The sequence below is a fragment of the Rhizobium aouanii genome (assembly GCF_037002925.1).
Lineage (GTDB): Bacteria > Pseudomonadota > Alphaproteobacteria > Rhizobiales > Rhizobiaceae > Rhizobium > Rhizobium aouanii.
Window position 1 is genome coordinate 179,222 of the sequence record NZ_JBAMYD010000002.1, and the last position, 14,186, is coordinate 193,407.

10 protein-coding genes are annotated in these 14,186 nt (G+C 62.7%); 5 read left to right on the forward strand and 5 right to left on the reverse strand.

What is annotated here, in order from left to right:
- The first annotated feature begins 1 nt into the window (after position 1).
- Genes V8P77_RS04250 through V8P77_RS04260 form a run of 3 tightly spaced genes read left to right on the forward strand, consistent with a single transcriptional unit; the run spans position 2 to position 3,152 of the window.
- Positions 2–1,867 (forward strand): acetyl/propionyl/methylcrotonyl-CoA carboxylase subunit alpha, encoded by a 1,866-nt coding sequence (locus V8P77_RS04250; protein WP_335910876.1) that lies wholly within the window; start codon positions 2–4, stop codon positions 1,865–1,867.
- A complete protein-coding gene (locus V8P77_RS04255; RefSeq protein WP_011654322.1) occupies positions 1,867–2,319 on the forward strand; it encodes a MaoC family dehydratase in 453 nt (150 codons plus the stop codon). The genes V8P77_RS04250 and V8P77_RS04255 overlap by 1 nt, the downstream gene beginning before the upstream one ends.
- Complete coding sequence (locus V8P77_RS04260; protein ID WP_335910881.1) at positions 2,316–3,152, forward strand: HpcH/HpaI aldolase/citrate lyase family protein; 837 nt, start codon at positions 2,316–2,318, stop codon at positions 3,150–3,152. The genes V8P77_RS04255 and V8P77_RS04260 overlap by 4 nt, the downstream gene beginning before the upstream one ends.
- A gap of 17 nt (positions 3,153–3,169) precedes the next feature.
- On the opposite strand, the gene V8P77_RS04265 is transcribed toward V8P77_RS04260, so the two are convergent.
- The 3 genes from V8P77_RS04265 to V8P77_RS04275 form a co-directional block, all read right to left on the reverse strand.
- Positions 3,170–4,621 (reverse strand): efflux transporter outer membrane subunit, encoded by a 1,452-nt coding sequence (locus V8P77_RS04265; protein ID WP_335910882.1) that lies wholly within the window; start codon positions 4,619–4,621, stop codon positions 3,170–3,172.
- 102 nt (positions 4,622–4,723) lie between these two features.
- A complete protein-coding gene (locus V8P77_RS04270) occupies positions 4,724–6,013 on the reverse strand; it encodes a HAMP domain-containing sensor histidine kinase (protein ID WP_335910884.1) in 1,290 nt (429 codons plus the stop codon).
- A 2-nt stretch (positions 6,014–6,015) separates the two neighbouring features.
- The gene (locus tag V8P77_RS04275; protein WP_335910885.1) at positions 6,016–6,702 is read right to left on the reverse strand and encodes a response regulator; all 687 of its coding nucleotides are present in this window, start codon (positions 6,700–6,702) and stop codon (positions 6,016–6,018) included.
- Positions 6,703–6,909: 207 nt separating this feature from the next.
- On the opposite strand from V8P77_RS04275, the gene V8P77_RS04280 reads away from it, so the two are divergent.
- Together V8P77_RS04280 and V8P77_RS04285 are read left to right on the forward strand one after the other, a co-directional pair.
- Entirely contained in the window at positions 6,910–8,010 is a 1,101-nt protein-coding gene (locus tag V8P77_RS04280; RefSeq protein ID WP_335910887.1) for an efflux RND transporter periplasmic adaptor subunit, read from the forward strand.
- Positions 8,010–11,159 (forward strand): efflux RND transporter permease subunit, encoded by a 3,150-nt coding sequence (locus V8P77_RS04285; protein WP_335910888.1) that lies wholly within the window; start codon positions 8,010–8,012, stop codon positions 11,157–11,159. The genes V8P77_RS04280 and V8P77_RS04285 overlap by 1 nt, the downstream gene beginning before the upstream one ends.
- 588 nt (positions 11,160–11,747) lie before the next feature.
- Here the strand turns inward: V8P77_RS04285 and V8P77_RS04290 are convergent.
- Positions 11,748–13,169, reverse strand: a complete 1,422-nt coding sequence (locus V8P77_RS04290) for a mandelate racemase (protein ID WP_335910889.1) — start codon at positions 13,167–13,169, stop codon at positions 11,748–11,750.
- The gene (locus V8P77_RS04295) at positions 13,166–14,182 is read right to left on the reverse strand and encodes a hydroxyacid dehydrogenase (protein WP_168256798.1); all 1,017 of its coding nucleotides are present in this window, start codon (positions 14,180–14,182) and stop codon (positions 13,166–13,168) included. Before V8P77_RS04295 ends, V8P77_RS04290 begins: the two co-directional genes overlap by 4 nt.
- Positions 14,183–14,186: the final 4 nt, after the last annotated feature.

A 14,186-nucleotide genomic window follows, 5' to 3' on the forward strand; every position in this document is an offset into this window, starting at 1 on the left:
TATGATGGAAAGCCTTCTCATTGCCAACAGGGGCGAAATCGCTCGCCGCATCATCCGCTCGGCCAAGATGCTCGGCATCCGCACCATCGCTGTCTATTCCGAAGCCGATGCCGGCCTGCCCTTCGTAAGGGAGGCGGACGAGGCGATCGCCATCGGCCCCTCGCCGGCCCATGAAAGTTATCTCTCGCAGGAACGCATCCTCGAGGCCGCCCGGAAAACCGGTGCTACGGCGATCCATCCCGGCTACGGTTTCCTTTCGGAAAATGCCGGATTTGCCGAAGCGGTGGAAAAGGCCGGCATCATCTGGGTCGGCGCCCCCCCGGCCGCCATCCGGGCAATGGGGCTCAAGGACGCGGCGAAGGAATTGATGCAGGCATCAGGCGTGCCCGTGACCCCCGGCTATATGGGCGCGGACCAGAGCGAAGAGAGGCTGGCAGCCGAGGCGGAAAACATCGGTTATCCCGTGCTCATCAAGGCGGTCGCCGGCGGCGGCGGCAAAGGCATGCGCCGCGTCGATCGCCCACAGGATTTCGCCGAACTTCTCGCCTCCTGCCGGCGTGAGGCGGCGGCCGCCTTCGGCGACGACCGCGTTCTGATCGAACGCTATATCGCCAATCCGTGCCATATCGAGGTGCAGGTTTTCGCCGACAAGCTCGGAAATTGCGTTCATCTGTTCGAACGTGATTGTTCGCTGCAGCGCCGTCACCAGAAGGTCATCGAGGAGGCCCCTGCCCCTGGCCTCGATGCCGCCACTCGCACCGCGATCTGCGATGCGGCGGTGAAAGCCGCAAGAGCGGTCAACTATGTCGGCGCCGGCACCATCGAATTCATCGCCGATGCCTCGGAAGGCCTTCGCGAAGATCGCATCTGGTTCATGGAGATGAACACCCGCCTGCAGGTGGAACACCCGGTCACCGAGGCAATTACTGGCGAGGATCTGGTGCTCTGGCAGTTGAAGGTCGCTAGCGGCGAACCGCTGCCGAAAATGCAGGATGAGATCGCCATGAACGGCTGGGCCTTCGAAGCCCGGCTCTATGCCGAAAATCCCGCCGCCGGCTATCTGCCGTCGACAGGCCGGCTCGAACATCTGCGCCTGCCTGACACAATCCGCGTCGATAGCGGCGTCGAGCAAGGGGACGAAATCACCGCCTTCTATGACCCGATGATTGCCAAGATCGTCGCCCACGGGCCGCACCGCGAGGCGGCACTTTCGAAGCTCGCAGCCGCCTGCGCCGGCATCGAGGTCTGGCCGGTCAGATCCAATGCCGGCCTTCTCGCCCGCATCGCTGTCGATCCGGATTTTCGCGCAGCTCGGATCGATACCGGCTTTCTCGACCGTCACGACGACAGGCTTGTGGCGACGGAGCCGAACGAAACCGCAATCGATAGCGCGGCGACGGCGCTTTTAAAGAACACCGATAGTGATCCCTGGACCGCGCTGACCGGGTTCCGCATCGCCGGCACGGACGACAAGAGGGTGCGCATCCGTATCGGCGATCACCTGCGTTGGGGGCAATCACGTCCGGAGCTTGAGGCAAATACCGTCACGATCGGTGAAACCACGGTGCTTTTCGACGCCGGCAACGCCTGGCCGATCAGCCTGCCGGTCGCCAGCGAAGTCGAGGCAAGTCAGGGTGCCGGCGACGGCGCGATCCTTTCGCCCATGCCCGGCCTCGTCATTTCGGTGGATGTCACTGAGGGCGATCGTGTCGCCAAGGGGGACCGCCTGCTGACAGTCGAAGCGATGAAGATGGAACATTCTCTGCGTGCGCCCTTCGACGGCATCGTCGAAAAACTGCAGGTTTCCTCGGGGATCAGGGTCTCGGAAAACCAGCTGGTCGTCAGCATTGTGAAGGAGGAGGTTTGATGGCCGGCCGTTATTTCGACGAATGGACGGTCGGCGACCGCATCGCCCACGACATCCGCCGCACGGTCACCGAGACCGACAATCTGCTCTTCACGACGCTTTCCCACAATCCGCAGCCGCTGCATCTCGATGCCGACTATGCGGCCGGCACCGAATTCGGCCGGATCGTCGTCAACGGCACTTTCACCTTTGCCCTCACCGTCGGCCTTTCGGTCGGCGACACCACGCTCGGTACGCTCGTCGCCAATCTCGGCTATGACAAGGTAACGATGCCAAAGCCGGTCTTCATCGGCGATACGCTGCGGGTGGAAACGGAGGTGATGGAGCTGCGTCGCTCGAACTCCCGCCCCGATGCCGGCATCGTCACCTTCCGGCATATCACCCTGAACCAGCGCGGCGAGATCGTCTGCCAATGCCTGCGTACGGCAATGCTGAAGGTGAAACCGTCATGAGGCTGCGCTCGCTGCTCTTTGCGCCCGGCGACCGGCCGGAGCGGTTCGAGAAGGCGCTTGCCTCGGGCGCCGATGCCGTCATTCTCGACCTGGAAGATTCGGTTGCGCCCGCAAACAAGCCGAGAGCACGCGAGAGCGTGCACGAGTTCGTCTTGCATCATGCCGGCAAGACCCCTCTCCTGATCCGCATCAATCCCCTCGCCTCGCCAGAATTCGAAGACGACCTTGCCGCTTTGAGCGGCCTTCATCCTTTCGCGATCATGCTGCCGAAGGCCGAGGGCGCCGCCTCGGTGCTGAAGCTCGCAGGCTCTCTTGCATCTGCAATTCCCATCTTGCCGATCGCAACCGAAACGCCGTCCGCGATCTTCGAGATCGGCAGCTACCGGGACGTCTCAACCAGCCTCTGCGGCCTGACCTGGGGTGCTGAGGATCTGACGGCCGCGATGGGGGCTGCGACCGCGCGGCGGACGGATGGCCGTTATACCCCGCCTTACGAGCTTGCCCGCTCGCTCACGCTGTTCGCAGCTCATGCCGCCGCCGTTCCGGCGATCGACACCGTCTATCCCGATTTCCGCGATTTGGGCGGCCTCAAGGCCTATGTCGGCCGCGCCCGGCGCGATGGCTTTTCAGGCCAGATGGCCATCCATCCGAGCCAGGTCGAAGTGATCAATCACGCCTTCACGCCGGATGCATCCGAAATCGCCTGGGCCGAGAAAGTCGCCGCCGCCTTCGCCGCCAAGCCCGACGCAGGCGTCGTCCAGCTTGATGGGCGCATGCTGGATTTGCCGCATCTCAAGCTCGCGATGCGCATCCTGGATGTGGCCGGGCGATAGAGCAAATGCGCCGCCAATTAGCCCGCCTTTGCGGTTTGCTTGGAGGCGGCGTTCTCTCGACCGAGGTAGCCGGCACCGATGGCGACGTAGAGATCCACATAGTCCTTGGCAACCTGTTGAACGGTGGCCGCAAGGCTTTCCTGGGCATCGGAAACCGACCGCTGCGCGTCCAGGACATCGAGCAATGACGAGGCGCCATCCTTGTAGCTCGTGGTCGAAAGCGCAAGCGCTTGCTGCGCCGTCTGCACCTGTCTGCGCAACGGTTCGAGCGTCTGCGTGTCGCGGCGAACGGCCGACAGCGCGTTTTCTACCTCTTCGACCCCGTTCAACACCGCCGCTTTCCAGGCGAGATATTGGGTCCTGGCATCGGATTTCTCGATATCGACATTCGCCCGCAATTTCCCGCCATCGAAGATCGGCAGGTTGAGCGTCGGTCCGAAGGACCAGTTGGTCAGGGTTCCGCCGCTGGCACCGGATGATTTGACCCAACTCGGCGAAATCGAACCCGAGAGCGAGATCGACGGGTAGAGCTGGGCTTCCGCGGCGCCGATATCGGCAACAGCCGCCGCCAGCTCGCGTTCGGCCTCGCGGATATCGGGACGGTTGCGGATGAGGTCGGCCGGAATGCCGGCGCGAATGTCGCCGCGGAAAACCGGTTGGCCGGCGCTTTTCTGCAGTTCGCCCATCAGCGAGGCCGCCGGCATCCCGAGCAGAGTGGCAATGTGATGGGCCGATTCGGTGAAACTCTGTTCGAGGCCAGGAATGTCGGACTTTGTCGACTGTACCAGGCCCTCGGCCTGAACGACGTCGAGGCGGGAGGCCGCACCTGCCTTGAGCTGCAGCTGCGTGAGTTCGTAAGTCTGTTGGCGGGATTTCAAATTCGCCCGCGAAAGCGCGATGCGCTGCTGATAATAGCGGGCGTCGACATAGCTCGAAACGAGATCCTTCAGAAAGGAGAGCTTGGCATCGTCGGCCGTCGCATAGGCTGCCTCAAGCGAGGCGATGGCACTTTCCTTCGAGCGACGGTACTGGCCGAAGATGTCGAGCAGCCAGGAAAGGCTGGCCTCGCCGCCTGTCGTATTCGTGGTGCCGATCGTCGTACGCTCAGAACCCTTCTCGCCGGATACCGTGTGCGATGCGCCGACATCGAGGCTCGGCAGACCACCGGCACCGGCGACAGTGACATTGGCGGAAGCCGAATTGATGCGCTCGATCGCCTGCAGCACATCGAGGTTCTCGCTGAGGCCATGAGCCACCAGGCCGTCGAGCTGCTTGTCACGATAGGCCGTCCACCAATGCGCCGCCACGGCATCGCCGTTGCTCTTGGCACCGCCCTCTTTGAATTTGGCAGGAAGCGGCATCTCGGGGGGAACGTGATCCGGGCCGCTGACGCAGCCCGCCAGCAGAAGCGTGAATGCCGATACAGCGTAGCGGAGGGATGATATTCTTGTGCAGAGCGACGGACTCACGGGCGAGCTTTCTGAACCGGGATCGTAGGTTCAGGCTTAGCGGCGCCAACGTTAATGGCGGTAAAGACACTGTAAAGTTAGGTAAAATCGCGGGGAGCCGGATCAGGCTTGGTCGTCAGCCGAACCATAGGGCGTCGGCTCTCTGGGAAGCTCCAGGGTGATTGCCAGGCCACCCGTATCCGGCAACGACGCATGCACACGCCCGCCATGGCGCTCGATGGCCTGCCTGGTGATTGCAAGACCCAGGCCATATCCGCCTCTCGGTACAGCCTCGTTTCCGCGTGAGAACGGCTGGAAGATCCGTTCGAGTTCGTCCCGCCTGACACCTGGCCCTTGATCGATGACACAGATTTTGAGGCGCTCGTCCGTCGTCTCGCAAGATACTGATATGCGCGAATGCTCGGCCGTGTACTTGACGGCGTTGCGTACGACGTTTTCGAGCGCCCTGTAGATCAGTTCGCCTTCGACTTCTGCGCGGAAGACACCCTCGACACTGGTTGTGATCGAGACCTCCCGCGCCTGGGCTTCGAATGCCGCATCGCCGAGAATTTCGTTCAGCAGCTCGATGACATCGAGAGTGTGCGTTTTCAGCGGCCGGCTGGATCCCGCAGTCAATCTGGCAAGCGTCAGAACTTCGCCGACCAGCGCATCCAGCCGTTCGACCTCCCGGTCCATGCGGTCCAGCATGGCGCCGAGTTTCGCCGGGCTCTGCCGGAGGACGCCGACGGCGGCCTGCAGGCGGGACAAGGGTGAGCGCAGCTCGTGGGAGACGTCATGGAACAGCCTCTGCTGCGCATCCTGCAGCTCCTGAAGCCGGGCGGCGCTGGAATCGAAGTCATGTGCAAGCGCGGTAACCTCGTCCTTTCGGCCGGCCATCTTGTCACCGATGCGGAAGTCGAAGCGGCCATGGGCGAGCGCGCTCAAGCCATCACGCAGATGCACGACGGGACGAATGAGGTACCGGGCGAGTGCACCTGCCGAGATCGTGCTCGAAATCAGGATCGCGAGCCACGGTATGAAGGGACCAATGTTGTCGAAGGTGAACGTCGCCTGGACCGGCAGGGAAATCTGATAGCAAACCCCGTCCTTCTGGACGGATCTTGTATCGCCGGTCTTTGGAACCGCACAGGCATCGGCTTTCGCAGTTTTGGAGATCGTCAGACCAGACGGTAGCGTCTCTTCGCTTGTGCGCACGAAATGCGTGGCGGCATCTTCGCCATCTCTGGCGAGCACGATTGCGGTGAGATTCAGGGCGATCGCTCGCCGGTCTTCCTCCAGTTCGCGCGCGAAAGGAACCCCCTGGAGAAAATTGACGAGCAGGAAGATCACGCCGACTGTCGCCGCCATCGTCAGCCAGATCGTCGTGAAGAATTTCCAGAAAAGCCGGGGCATGGTCAGTCCACGAGAAGTTGATAGCCCTGGCCGCGGACGGACTGGATCCAGGATTGTCCGTCCTCCCTCAGTCCGAGCTTCTGGCGAACGCTGCTGATATGGACGTCGATCCGCCGATCGAACGGAGTCAGCGGCTTGCCGAAGGCCCGCTTCGAAATATCCTGCTTCGACACGAGCTGGCCGGCGCTGCGGGCGAGGACCTCGAGCAGGCTGAATTCGGTGCCGGTCAGTTCCAAAGTTTCGCCGCGCCATTCGGCGATCCTGCTGCCCGGATGGATCACGAGTTTTCCCGCCCTTATCGTGTCGGTCGAAGTACCGGCCGCCGGCTGGCCTGCCCGGCGGAGAATGGCGCGCAGTCTCGCCGCAAGTTCGCCCGGTGAACATGGCTTCGGCACATAGTCGTCGGCGCCCAGATTGAGACCCGATATCCTGTCGACGTCATCGCCCCTTGCGGTCAGCATCAGCACAGGAACCTGGCTGAGCTTCCTGATCCTCTGTAGAACCTCGATCCCGTTCATCCGAGGCATCATGATGTCGAGCACGATGATATCGACCGTATTGCCGGCAGCCGCGGCTATGGCGGCGCGCCCGTCGGTGTCCGTGACGACCTCATATCCTTCTTCGACCAGATATTCCTGCAGAAGCGTCGTCAGCTCGGCATCGTCGTCGATGAGGAGAACCTTGTTCATTCACATTATCCGATATCAATCCGGGCAAGCCATACATCACAACTACGCTCGCGCGGCCAAGTTTTACCTAACTTAACACTAACTTGACGGCACTTAACGTTCGCCTCGTTACTTATCCTGCCATGACATTGTCGCGAGCCAGTATCGGGTTGCCGCCACATGAGCCGCATCCCTCGTCGAGTTGGCGCGGATCGGGAAAAGGCATCAATGCCTTGGACCACAAGGAGTGTATCATTGAGAAAACCGTCCAGACCAATCGCCGCCGCTTTCGTTGCGGCTGCGCTTCTCTTGCCTCTGCGCAACGCCTTGGCGGAACAGGCCGCTGCAACCGCTCTCACCGTCTCTATGGTGACACCGGCGCAGCGGAATTGGCCTGAGACCGTTCCCGCAAGCGGATGGCTTAAACCATGGCAGGAAGCGATCATCGCCTCGGAAACGAGCGGTCTGCGCATTACCGATGTCCTGGTCGATGTCGGCTCCGTGGTCACGAAGGGGCAGACGCTCGTCCGGCTTTCCCAGGAGAGTGTGCTGGCCGACCTCCGCAAGCAGGAGGCGGCTATCGAGACCGCCAAGGCAAATCTTTCGAAGGCCAAGGCCAACGCCGACCGCGCACGGCAGCTCCGTCCCTCGGGCGCCCTTTCCGACGAGAAGATCGTCGAATATCTGGCCGACGAGCAGACGGCAACGGCCAGCCTTGCATCCGAACAGGCGGCGCTCGACAGCGAAAAGATCAAGCTTGCGCAGACGACGATCACGGCCGTCGACGACGGCATCATAACGTCGCGTTCCGCCGACCTCGGCGCTGTCGTCTCTGCGGGCACCGAGCTGTTCCGCATGGTTCGCCAGCAGCGGATCGAATGGCAAGCCGAAGTTTCGGCGCGCTACCTTTCACGCATTTCGGAAGGTTTGAACGTCAAGATCAGCGGCGCGGACGACCACGACATCGAAGGCAGAGTGAGACTTGTCGGGCCGTCGGTCAGCACCGACACCAGCCGGGCCATCGTCTATGTCGTGCTTCCGGCTGACGTCCGCCCACGCAGCGGCCTTTATGTGACCGGCAATATCGAACTGCAGACGTCCCCGGCGCTGACCGTTCCCGAAACGGCGATCGTGTTCAGGGACGGGATCAGCTACGTCTTCACCGCCGGCGAGGGCCAGCGGGTGCAAAGGGTCCGGGTGGAAACGGGCCGCCGCAACAATGGCGAGGTGGAAATCGTCTCCGGCATAGATCGTTCATCGAAGGTGGTGACCTCGGGCGGTGCGTTCCTGTCGGACAATGACCTCGTGAAGATTGCGGAGAAAAACTGATGAACTTCTCAGCATGGTCGATCCGAAACCCCGTACCGGCAATATTGCTGTTCGTGATGCTTGCCGTCGGCGGGCTCCTGGCCTTCAAGCAGCTTGCGGTCCAGAACTTCCCCGATATGGATCTCCCGACCATCACCGTCACAGCGACACTCGACGGCGCGGCGCCGACCCAGCTCGAAACCGAAGTTGCCCGCACCATCGAGGATAGTTTCGCTGCGCTGAGCTATCTCGACCATATCACCACGACCATCACCGACGGCACCGTCTCGATCAAGATTTCGTTCGAGCTGGAAAAAGACAGCGAAGCAGCCCTGAACGAAGTCCGCAATGCGGTCGACAGCGTCAAGGGCGATCTGCCGGCGCAGATGGAGACTCCCACTGTCACCAAGGTCACGGTGCAGAGTTCGGCGCTGGTCGCCTATGCCATCCGCTCGACCGCACTCAACGAGACCGAACTTTCCTGGTTTGTCGACAACGACCTGACCAAGGCGCTGCTTTCGGTGCCCGGCGTCGGGCAAGTCAACCGCATAGGCGGAATCGACCGCGAGGTTCATGTGGACCTCGATCCCGCAACGATGGCGTCGCTTGGCGTTACCGCGACAACCGTCTCATCACAGCTGAAGGCGGTACAGGCGGATACGTCAGGCGGGCTTGGCGAAATCGGCGGCACCCGTCAGACCTTGCGCACGCTCGGCGCCCTGCCGTCGGTCGAAGCCTTGAAGGCGCTCCGAATCCCGCTGGCCAACGGCCAGCAGGTTCGCCTCGACGACGTCGCATCCGTCACCGACAGTTTCGCCGAGCGGTCCTCGATGGCCTATCTCGACGGCAAACCGGTGATTGCGGTCGAGATCAAGCGCTCGAACGGATTTTCGGACAGCGGTGTCGCTGATGACGTCGACAAGGCGATCAAGCAGTTCGCCTCCAAGCATTCCAACGTGCAGATCGAAGACGCCTACAGCACGATCGGGCCGATCATCGAAAATTACAACGGTTCGATGCACATGCTGTACGAGGGCGCGTTCCTGGCGATCGTCGTCGTCTGGCTCTTCCTTCGCGACTGGCGCGCGACGATCCTGTCGGCCGTGGCGCTGCCCTTGTCCGTCATACCAACCTTCCTTGTCATGTACCTCTGCGGCTTCAGCCTGAACATGATCACGCTGCTGGCGCTGTCGCTCGTGGTCGGCATCCTCGTCGACGACGCCATCGTCGAGGTCGAGAACATCGCCCGCCACCTGCAGATGGGCAAGCGGCCGATCGACGCCGCTCTCGAGGCCGCCGACGAGATCGGGCTTGCCGTCATCGCAACCACCTTCACGCTGGTCGCCGTCTTCCTGCCGACTGCTTTCATGAGCGGCATTCCGGGACTTCTGTTCCGCCAGTTCGGGATTACCGCCGCCGTCGCCGTCCTCGTCTCGCTCGTCGTCGCACGCCTGCTGACGCCGATGATGGCCGCCTATTTCATGAAGGCCCATCCGGCAGAGCAAAAGGACGGCCGCATCATGCGCGCCTATATGGCGATCGTGAAAGCCGCCATGAACCGCAGGAAGACCACGGTCGCCGTCACCGCCATCGTCGTGGCACTCTCGCTTTCCACCATCCCCTTTTTGAAATCGGGCTTCCTGCCCGCTTCCGACGACGCGCGAGCCCAGATCACGCTCACCCTGCAGCCGGGCGCCACCATCGAGCAGACGGACGCCGCCACCAGGAAAGCCGCCGAAATCGTCGGCAAGCTCACCGACGTGACGCGTGCCTTTTCCTCGGTCGGTTCAGTATCTTCGGGCGGCGGCCCCGACTCGAGCACGACGAGCGATGTCGGATCCGCCACGATCGTCGCCGTATTGTCCCCCATCGGCGAGCGCAATCGCAAGCAGTCGGAAATCGAAAACGACATTCGCCAAGCGCTCTCCGTGCTCCCCGGCATGCGTGTGGAGGTCGGCAGCGGTGGTAATGGCACGAAGCTCGATATCACGCTGGCGAGCGACGATGCGAACGTCCTCAACAGCGCAAGCACGGCGCTTGAGGAGCAACTGCGCACGCTGCAAGGCATCGGAGCGGTGACATCGACCGCATCCAGACAGGCGCCCGAGATCCAGATCACGCCCGACTTCGCACGCGCAGCAGCGCTCGGAGTGACGTCGAGTTCCGTCGCCGAGGCCGTGCGCGTGGCAACCGACGGAGAATATTCCGCCGATCTGCCGAAGCTCAACCTGCCTCAGCGCCAGGTTCCGATCGTCGTGCGCTTCAGCCCAGAGGCCCGCACCAGTCTGGACGACATCAAGAATATGCGGGTGGCGGGAACGAACGGCAATGTCGACCTCGGATCGATCGCCGATATCCGGATCGGCGGCAGCCCGTCGGAGATCGACCGCATCGATCGCATGCGCAATATCACCCTTTCCGTCGAACTCAACGGCCGCATCCTCGGCGACGTCAACCGCGAAGCGCAGGCTCTGCCGGCGCTCCAGCACCTGCCGTCGGGCGTCACTCTCGTCGAACAGGGCGAGCTTCAGCGCAGTTCGGAACTGTTCCAGAGCTTCGGCCTCGCCATGGCGATCGGCGTGTTCTGCATCTATGCCGTTCTCGTCCTGCTCTTCCACGACTTCCTGCAGCCGCTCACCCTTCTGATGGCTCTGCCGCTCTCGCTCGGCGGTGCGCTCGTTCCACTGGTGGTGACCGGAACCAGCTTCTCGATGGCGGCCGTCATCGGGCTGCTCATGCTGATGGGCGTGGTGACGAAGAATTCCATCCTTCTCATCGAATATGCGATCATGTCGCGCCGCCAGGGCATGTCGCGATTCGATGCCCTCGTGGACGCCTGCCACAAGCGCGCCCGGCCGATCGTCATGACCACCATCGCCATGGCAGCCGGCATGCTTCCCGTCGCTCTCAGCCTGACGGGTGGCGATTCGAGCTTCCGGCAGCCGATGGCGATCGTGGTGATCGGCGGCGTGATGATGTCGACGCTGCTCAGCCTCATCGTCATCCCCGTCATCTTCACCTTCGTCGACGACCTGGATGAGGGGCTCAAGCGCCTCGTGCGCCGGCGCGGGCCAGCCCAGGAAGCCGGCGAGGAACCGCATGCCTCCAACGATCACGCAGCAATCGCCTTCAAGCCCGAGCTTTCGAAGAGAGGGCAAGGGCAAAGATGACCTCTACGCCATTGGCCAGATGGTTCCGGACCCGATACGGGCGACGCTGGCGACTTTCATGGCAACCTCTTCGGTCGAATTCCCTCCCCCGGAACGAGACCGCGGGACGTGTTCCCCCGCAGGCGGCCTCGCGCCGCCTGCGCGTCCTGCATCTTCTCTGCCAACAGCGTACCTCGCCCGGGTCGCAGAAAGACCTTTACCAAACTTTACACTTCCTTAACCGCGCTTAACATCCACACAGCTATTAGAGTTCGACCTCAGTTCAATCCGGAGTGTCGTGTGTCCAAGGCACATCGAAATATTCTGCATTGCCGCTTCGCGGAGCGGAAAGTCATATTTGCCGAGATTTGGCGGTGGTTGCTGAAGCTTGATTCAAAGAATTATATCTCAATTGCTGCTTGCTTAAGTCCCGGGATCCTATCAGGCCGCGCAGAAAACGTTCGAATAAAGCGTCACGCTCTACTGGAAGACATTTCAATTGGAGGAACGGGGTGATCGATGCTCCGGGTGATCGGGGCATGTTTGCCGGACAGATCGAACAGTTCAACAGGGCAGCACGCCCTATCTCATGCTGAACATTGCCTGGTGTCATGACATTGGCGTCATCGCTTCGAAATCGGGCAAGGCGCCGCTCGCGTAGCCGACCGCCCCGAGCGAAGCGATGGCGATCCGGCCGTGGCGGATCGACAGCAGCGGTCCGTCGCCACCCTGCTCGTAGAGATCGGGATGGGCCGCGGCAAAGCGCGCCTTCTCCGCCTGCGGCGCACCCTGCATGCCGGCCACATAGTGATGGCCGTTGCGCTCGACATGGGAGAGGCCGAGCAGCGAGACCAGCGCCAGATCCTGCTGCACGGCAAGTCCCGCCTGGCAGGTCAGATCCTCGCCCGAGAGGAACAGCCCCGGCACGGTTCCGGTTCTGATGCGGATCGCCTTCATGATCGAACGGTAGATGCCCTTGCAGGTTTTCGAGGAGACACCGGTATAACCGAGCCGCCTGGCAGCGGCGAAGGCGCCGTCGTCGTCGTCGCTCTCATCGATCAGGAAGGGCAATTGCGCCGCCAAATCCCCCAGCGGCGTCTCCATGGTGATCGCGCGCGCGAACGGCTGTTCGACAAAGGCAATGGCTGCGCGCAACCGCGCCAGCCGAGGCGTCGCCTCGATTTGCGCCAGCAAGGCGGCAAGCTGTTCGGCGCTGCCGAACTGTTCGTTGCCGTCGACCGTCACCCGGTAATCCGGCAGGCGATCCAGCACGGCGGCGATCCGCGTCAGGCGATCGATATCGGCATCGATCGCGCCCGAAAGCTTGATCTTGAACCAGCGGTTGCCATAGCGTGTTATCACCGCCTCGAGGCTTTCCGGCAGGCCGTCACCGACGGGATGGACGATATCGCTGTCGCTGATCGGATCGACAAGCCCGATCGTATGCCGGGCCGAGATCGCACCGGCAGGGCGAAGGCCGGTGAGCATCGCCGAGGCAGCGTCCGCGTCGATATCGCCGGGCAGCACGGGACCGCCGATGCCGACGAGATTGCCCCGCACCGCCTCGAAGAAGGAAATACCGGCAAGGCGGCAATAGGCATCGAGCGCGGCGCGGGCGATGAGCGACGGACCGAAACCGGCGGCCAATGGATTTCCAGGCAGGCGCCGCACGGTCTCCATCTCGTTCAGGCGGGCAGCGGCAAACAATGTCGTCGGCGCCGACTGTTCTAGCGCAGCAGCCGCAGCGGCACGGATCGAGGTGCGCAACTGATCGACATTCTGCGCCGGAGTGAAGGCCGGGTTCTTGTCGAACCATTTCGGCACCATCATCTCGGCGGCCGCGCCAAGGGCGGTTCGTCCCTCTTCATCCTCGACACGGACCCTGAGGAAGGCTTGCGGCGCCTTTTCGAGGGTTGCCGCACCAAAGCGGAACGGCAGGCGCAGCCTGACATCGCGCTCGAAGGCGTCGATCTCGGTCACTCTGATTCGCGGCGCCGTCACGGAACCTCCAATGTTTCTGTCCACGATCATGCCATCCGGTCGAGCATGGCGCGCGACACTTCGTGATGGAGCGGTTCCCGGCGAAGCAGCCTGCCGATCTCGTCCACCATGGCTTGGCCTTGAGCGAAATGCGCCTCCTCAGTGTGACCGGCGGCATGCGGCGAAATGGTGACATTGGCCAGTGCGGGGTCGCGAAACGGGCTATCCGGAGGCAGCGGCTCGTCGTCAAAGACGTCGAGAGCCGCCTCGATGCGGCCGGAGCGGATCTCGGCGAGCAGCGCAGCCTCGTCGACCAGCTGCGAGCGCGCCGTGTTGATGAACAGCGTGCCGGGACGCAATAGCGCCAGTTCGCGGGCGCCGATCATGCGGCGCGTTTCGGGCAGGACAGGCGCATGCAGCGAGATCACGTCGCTTTGAGCCAGCATATCGTCCAGCCCGGCTCTGACAACGCCGAGTGCCGTGGCCTCGCTATCACTCAGAAACGGATCGACGACCAGCACGCGGCAGCCGAATGGAACGAGCAGCCGCATGACCGCCCGGCCGACATAGCCGGCGCCGACGATGCCGACCGTTCTGGCGCCCAGCAATCTCTGCGGCACGGCTGCGCGAACGTCGAGCCATTCGCCGCCGTTGCGCAATTGATGATGCAGCCGATGAATGCCGCGCATGGCGAGCAGCGCTTCGGCGACGACGAACTCGGCAACCGAGGCGGCAATTTTCGAGGCGGCATGGGTGACGCGAATGCCATCGTCGAACAGACGTGCGGGAATGAGTGTGCGGACGCTGCCTGCCGAATGGGCGACAAGGGCGAGGTCTGGATGGCGCTGGCGCGCGGCGGGATTGAAGGGCGGCGTGCCCCATCCGGTGAGGCATGCCGTGGCGCCCTGCAGCAGCTGATCGACATCGGCAGCGTCGATTGCGGCACCGGTCGGCCAACGCACCTCGCCAAGGGCGTTTAACTGGGCAATCGCCGCGTCGTCCAGCATCATTCGGCGGGTCTTTTCGGTCAGCAATACGGCGATAACGGGAGCCTGTTCGTTCATGGTT

Coding starts and splice junctions, on each gene's coding strand:
- V8P77_RS04260 (WP_335910881.1), top strand. CDS start 2,316: ATGAGGCTGCGCTCGCTGCTCTTTGCGCCCGGCGACCGGCCGGAGCGG.
- V8P77_RS04255 (WP_011654322.1), top strand. CDS start 1,867: ATGGCCGGCCGTTATTTCGACGAATGGACGGTCGGCGACCGCATCGCC.
- V8P77_RS04290 (WP_335910889.1), bottom strand. CDS start 13,169: ATGATCGTGGACAGAAACATTGGAGGTTCCGTGACGGCGCCGCGAATC.
- V8P77_RS04280 (WP_335910887.1), top strand. CDS start 6,910: ATGCCTTGGACCACAAGGAGTGTATCATTGAGAAAACCGTCCAGACCA.
- V8P77_RS04285 (WP_335910888.1), top strand. CDS start 8,010: ATGAACTTCTCAGCATGGTCGATCCGAAACCCCGTACCGGCAATATTG.
- V8P77_RS04275 (WP_335910885.1), bottom strand. CDS start 6,702: ATGAACAAGGTTCTCCTCATCGACGACGATGCCGAGCTGACGACGCTT.
- V8P77_RS04250 (WP_335910876.1), top strand. CDS start 2: ATGATGGAAAGCCTTCTCATTGCCAACAGGGGCGAAATCGCTCGCCGC.
- V8P77_RS04295 (WP_168256798.1), bottom strand. CDS start 14,182: ATGAACGAACAGGCTCCCGTTATCGCCGTATTGCTGACCGAAAAGACC.
- V8P77_RS04270 (WP_335910884.1), bottom strand. CDS start 6,013: ATGCCCCGGCTTTTCTGGAAATTCTTCACGACGATCTGGCTGACGATG.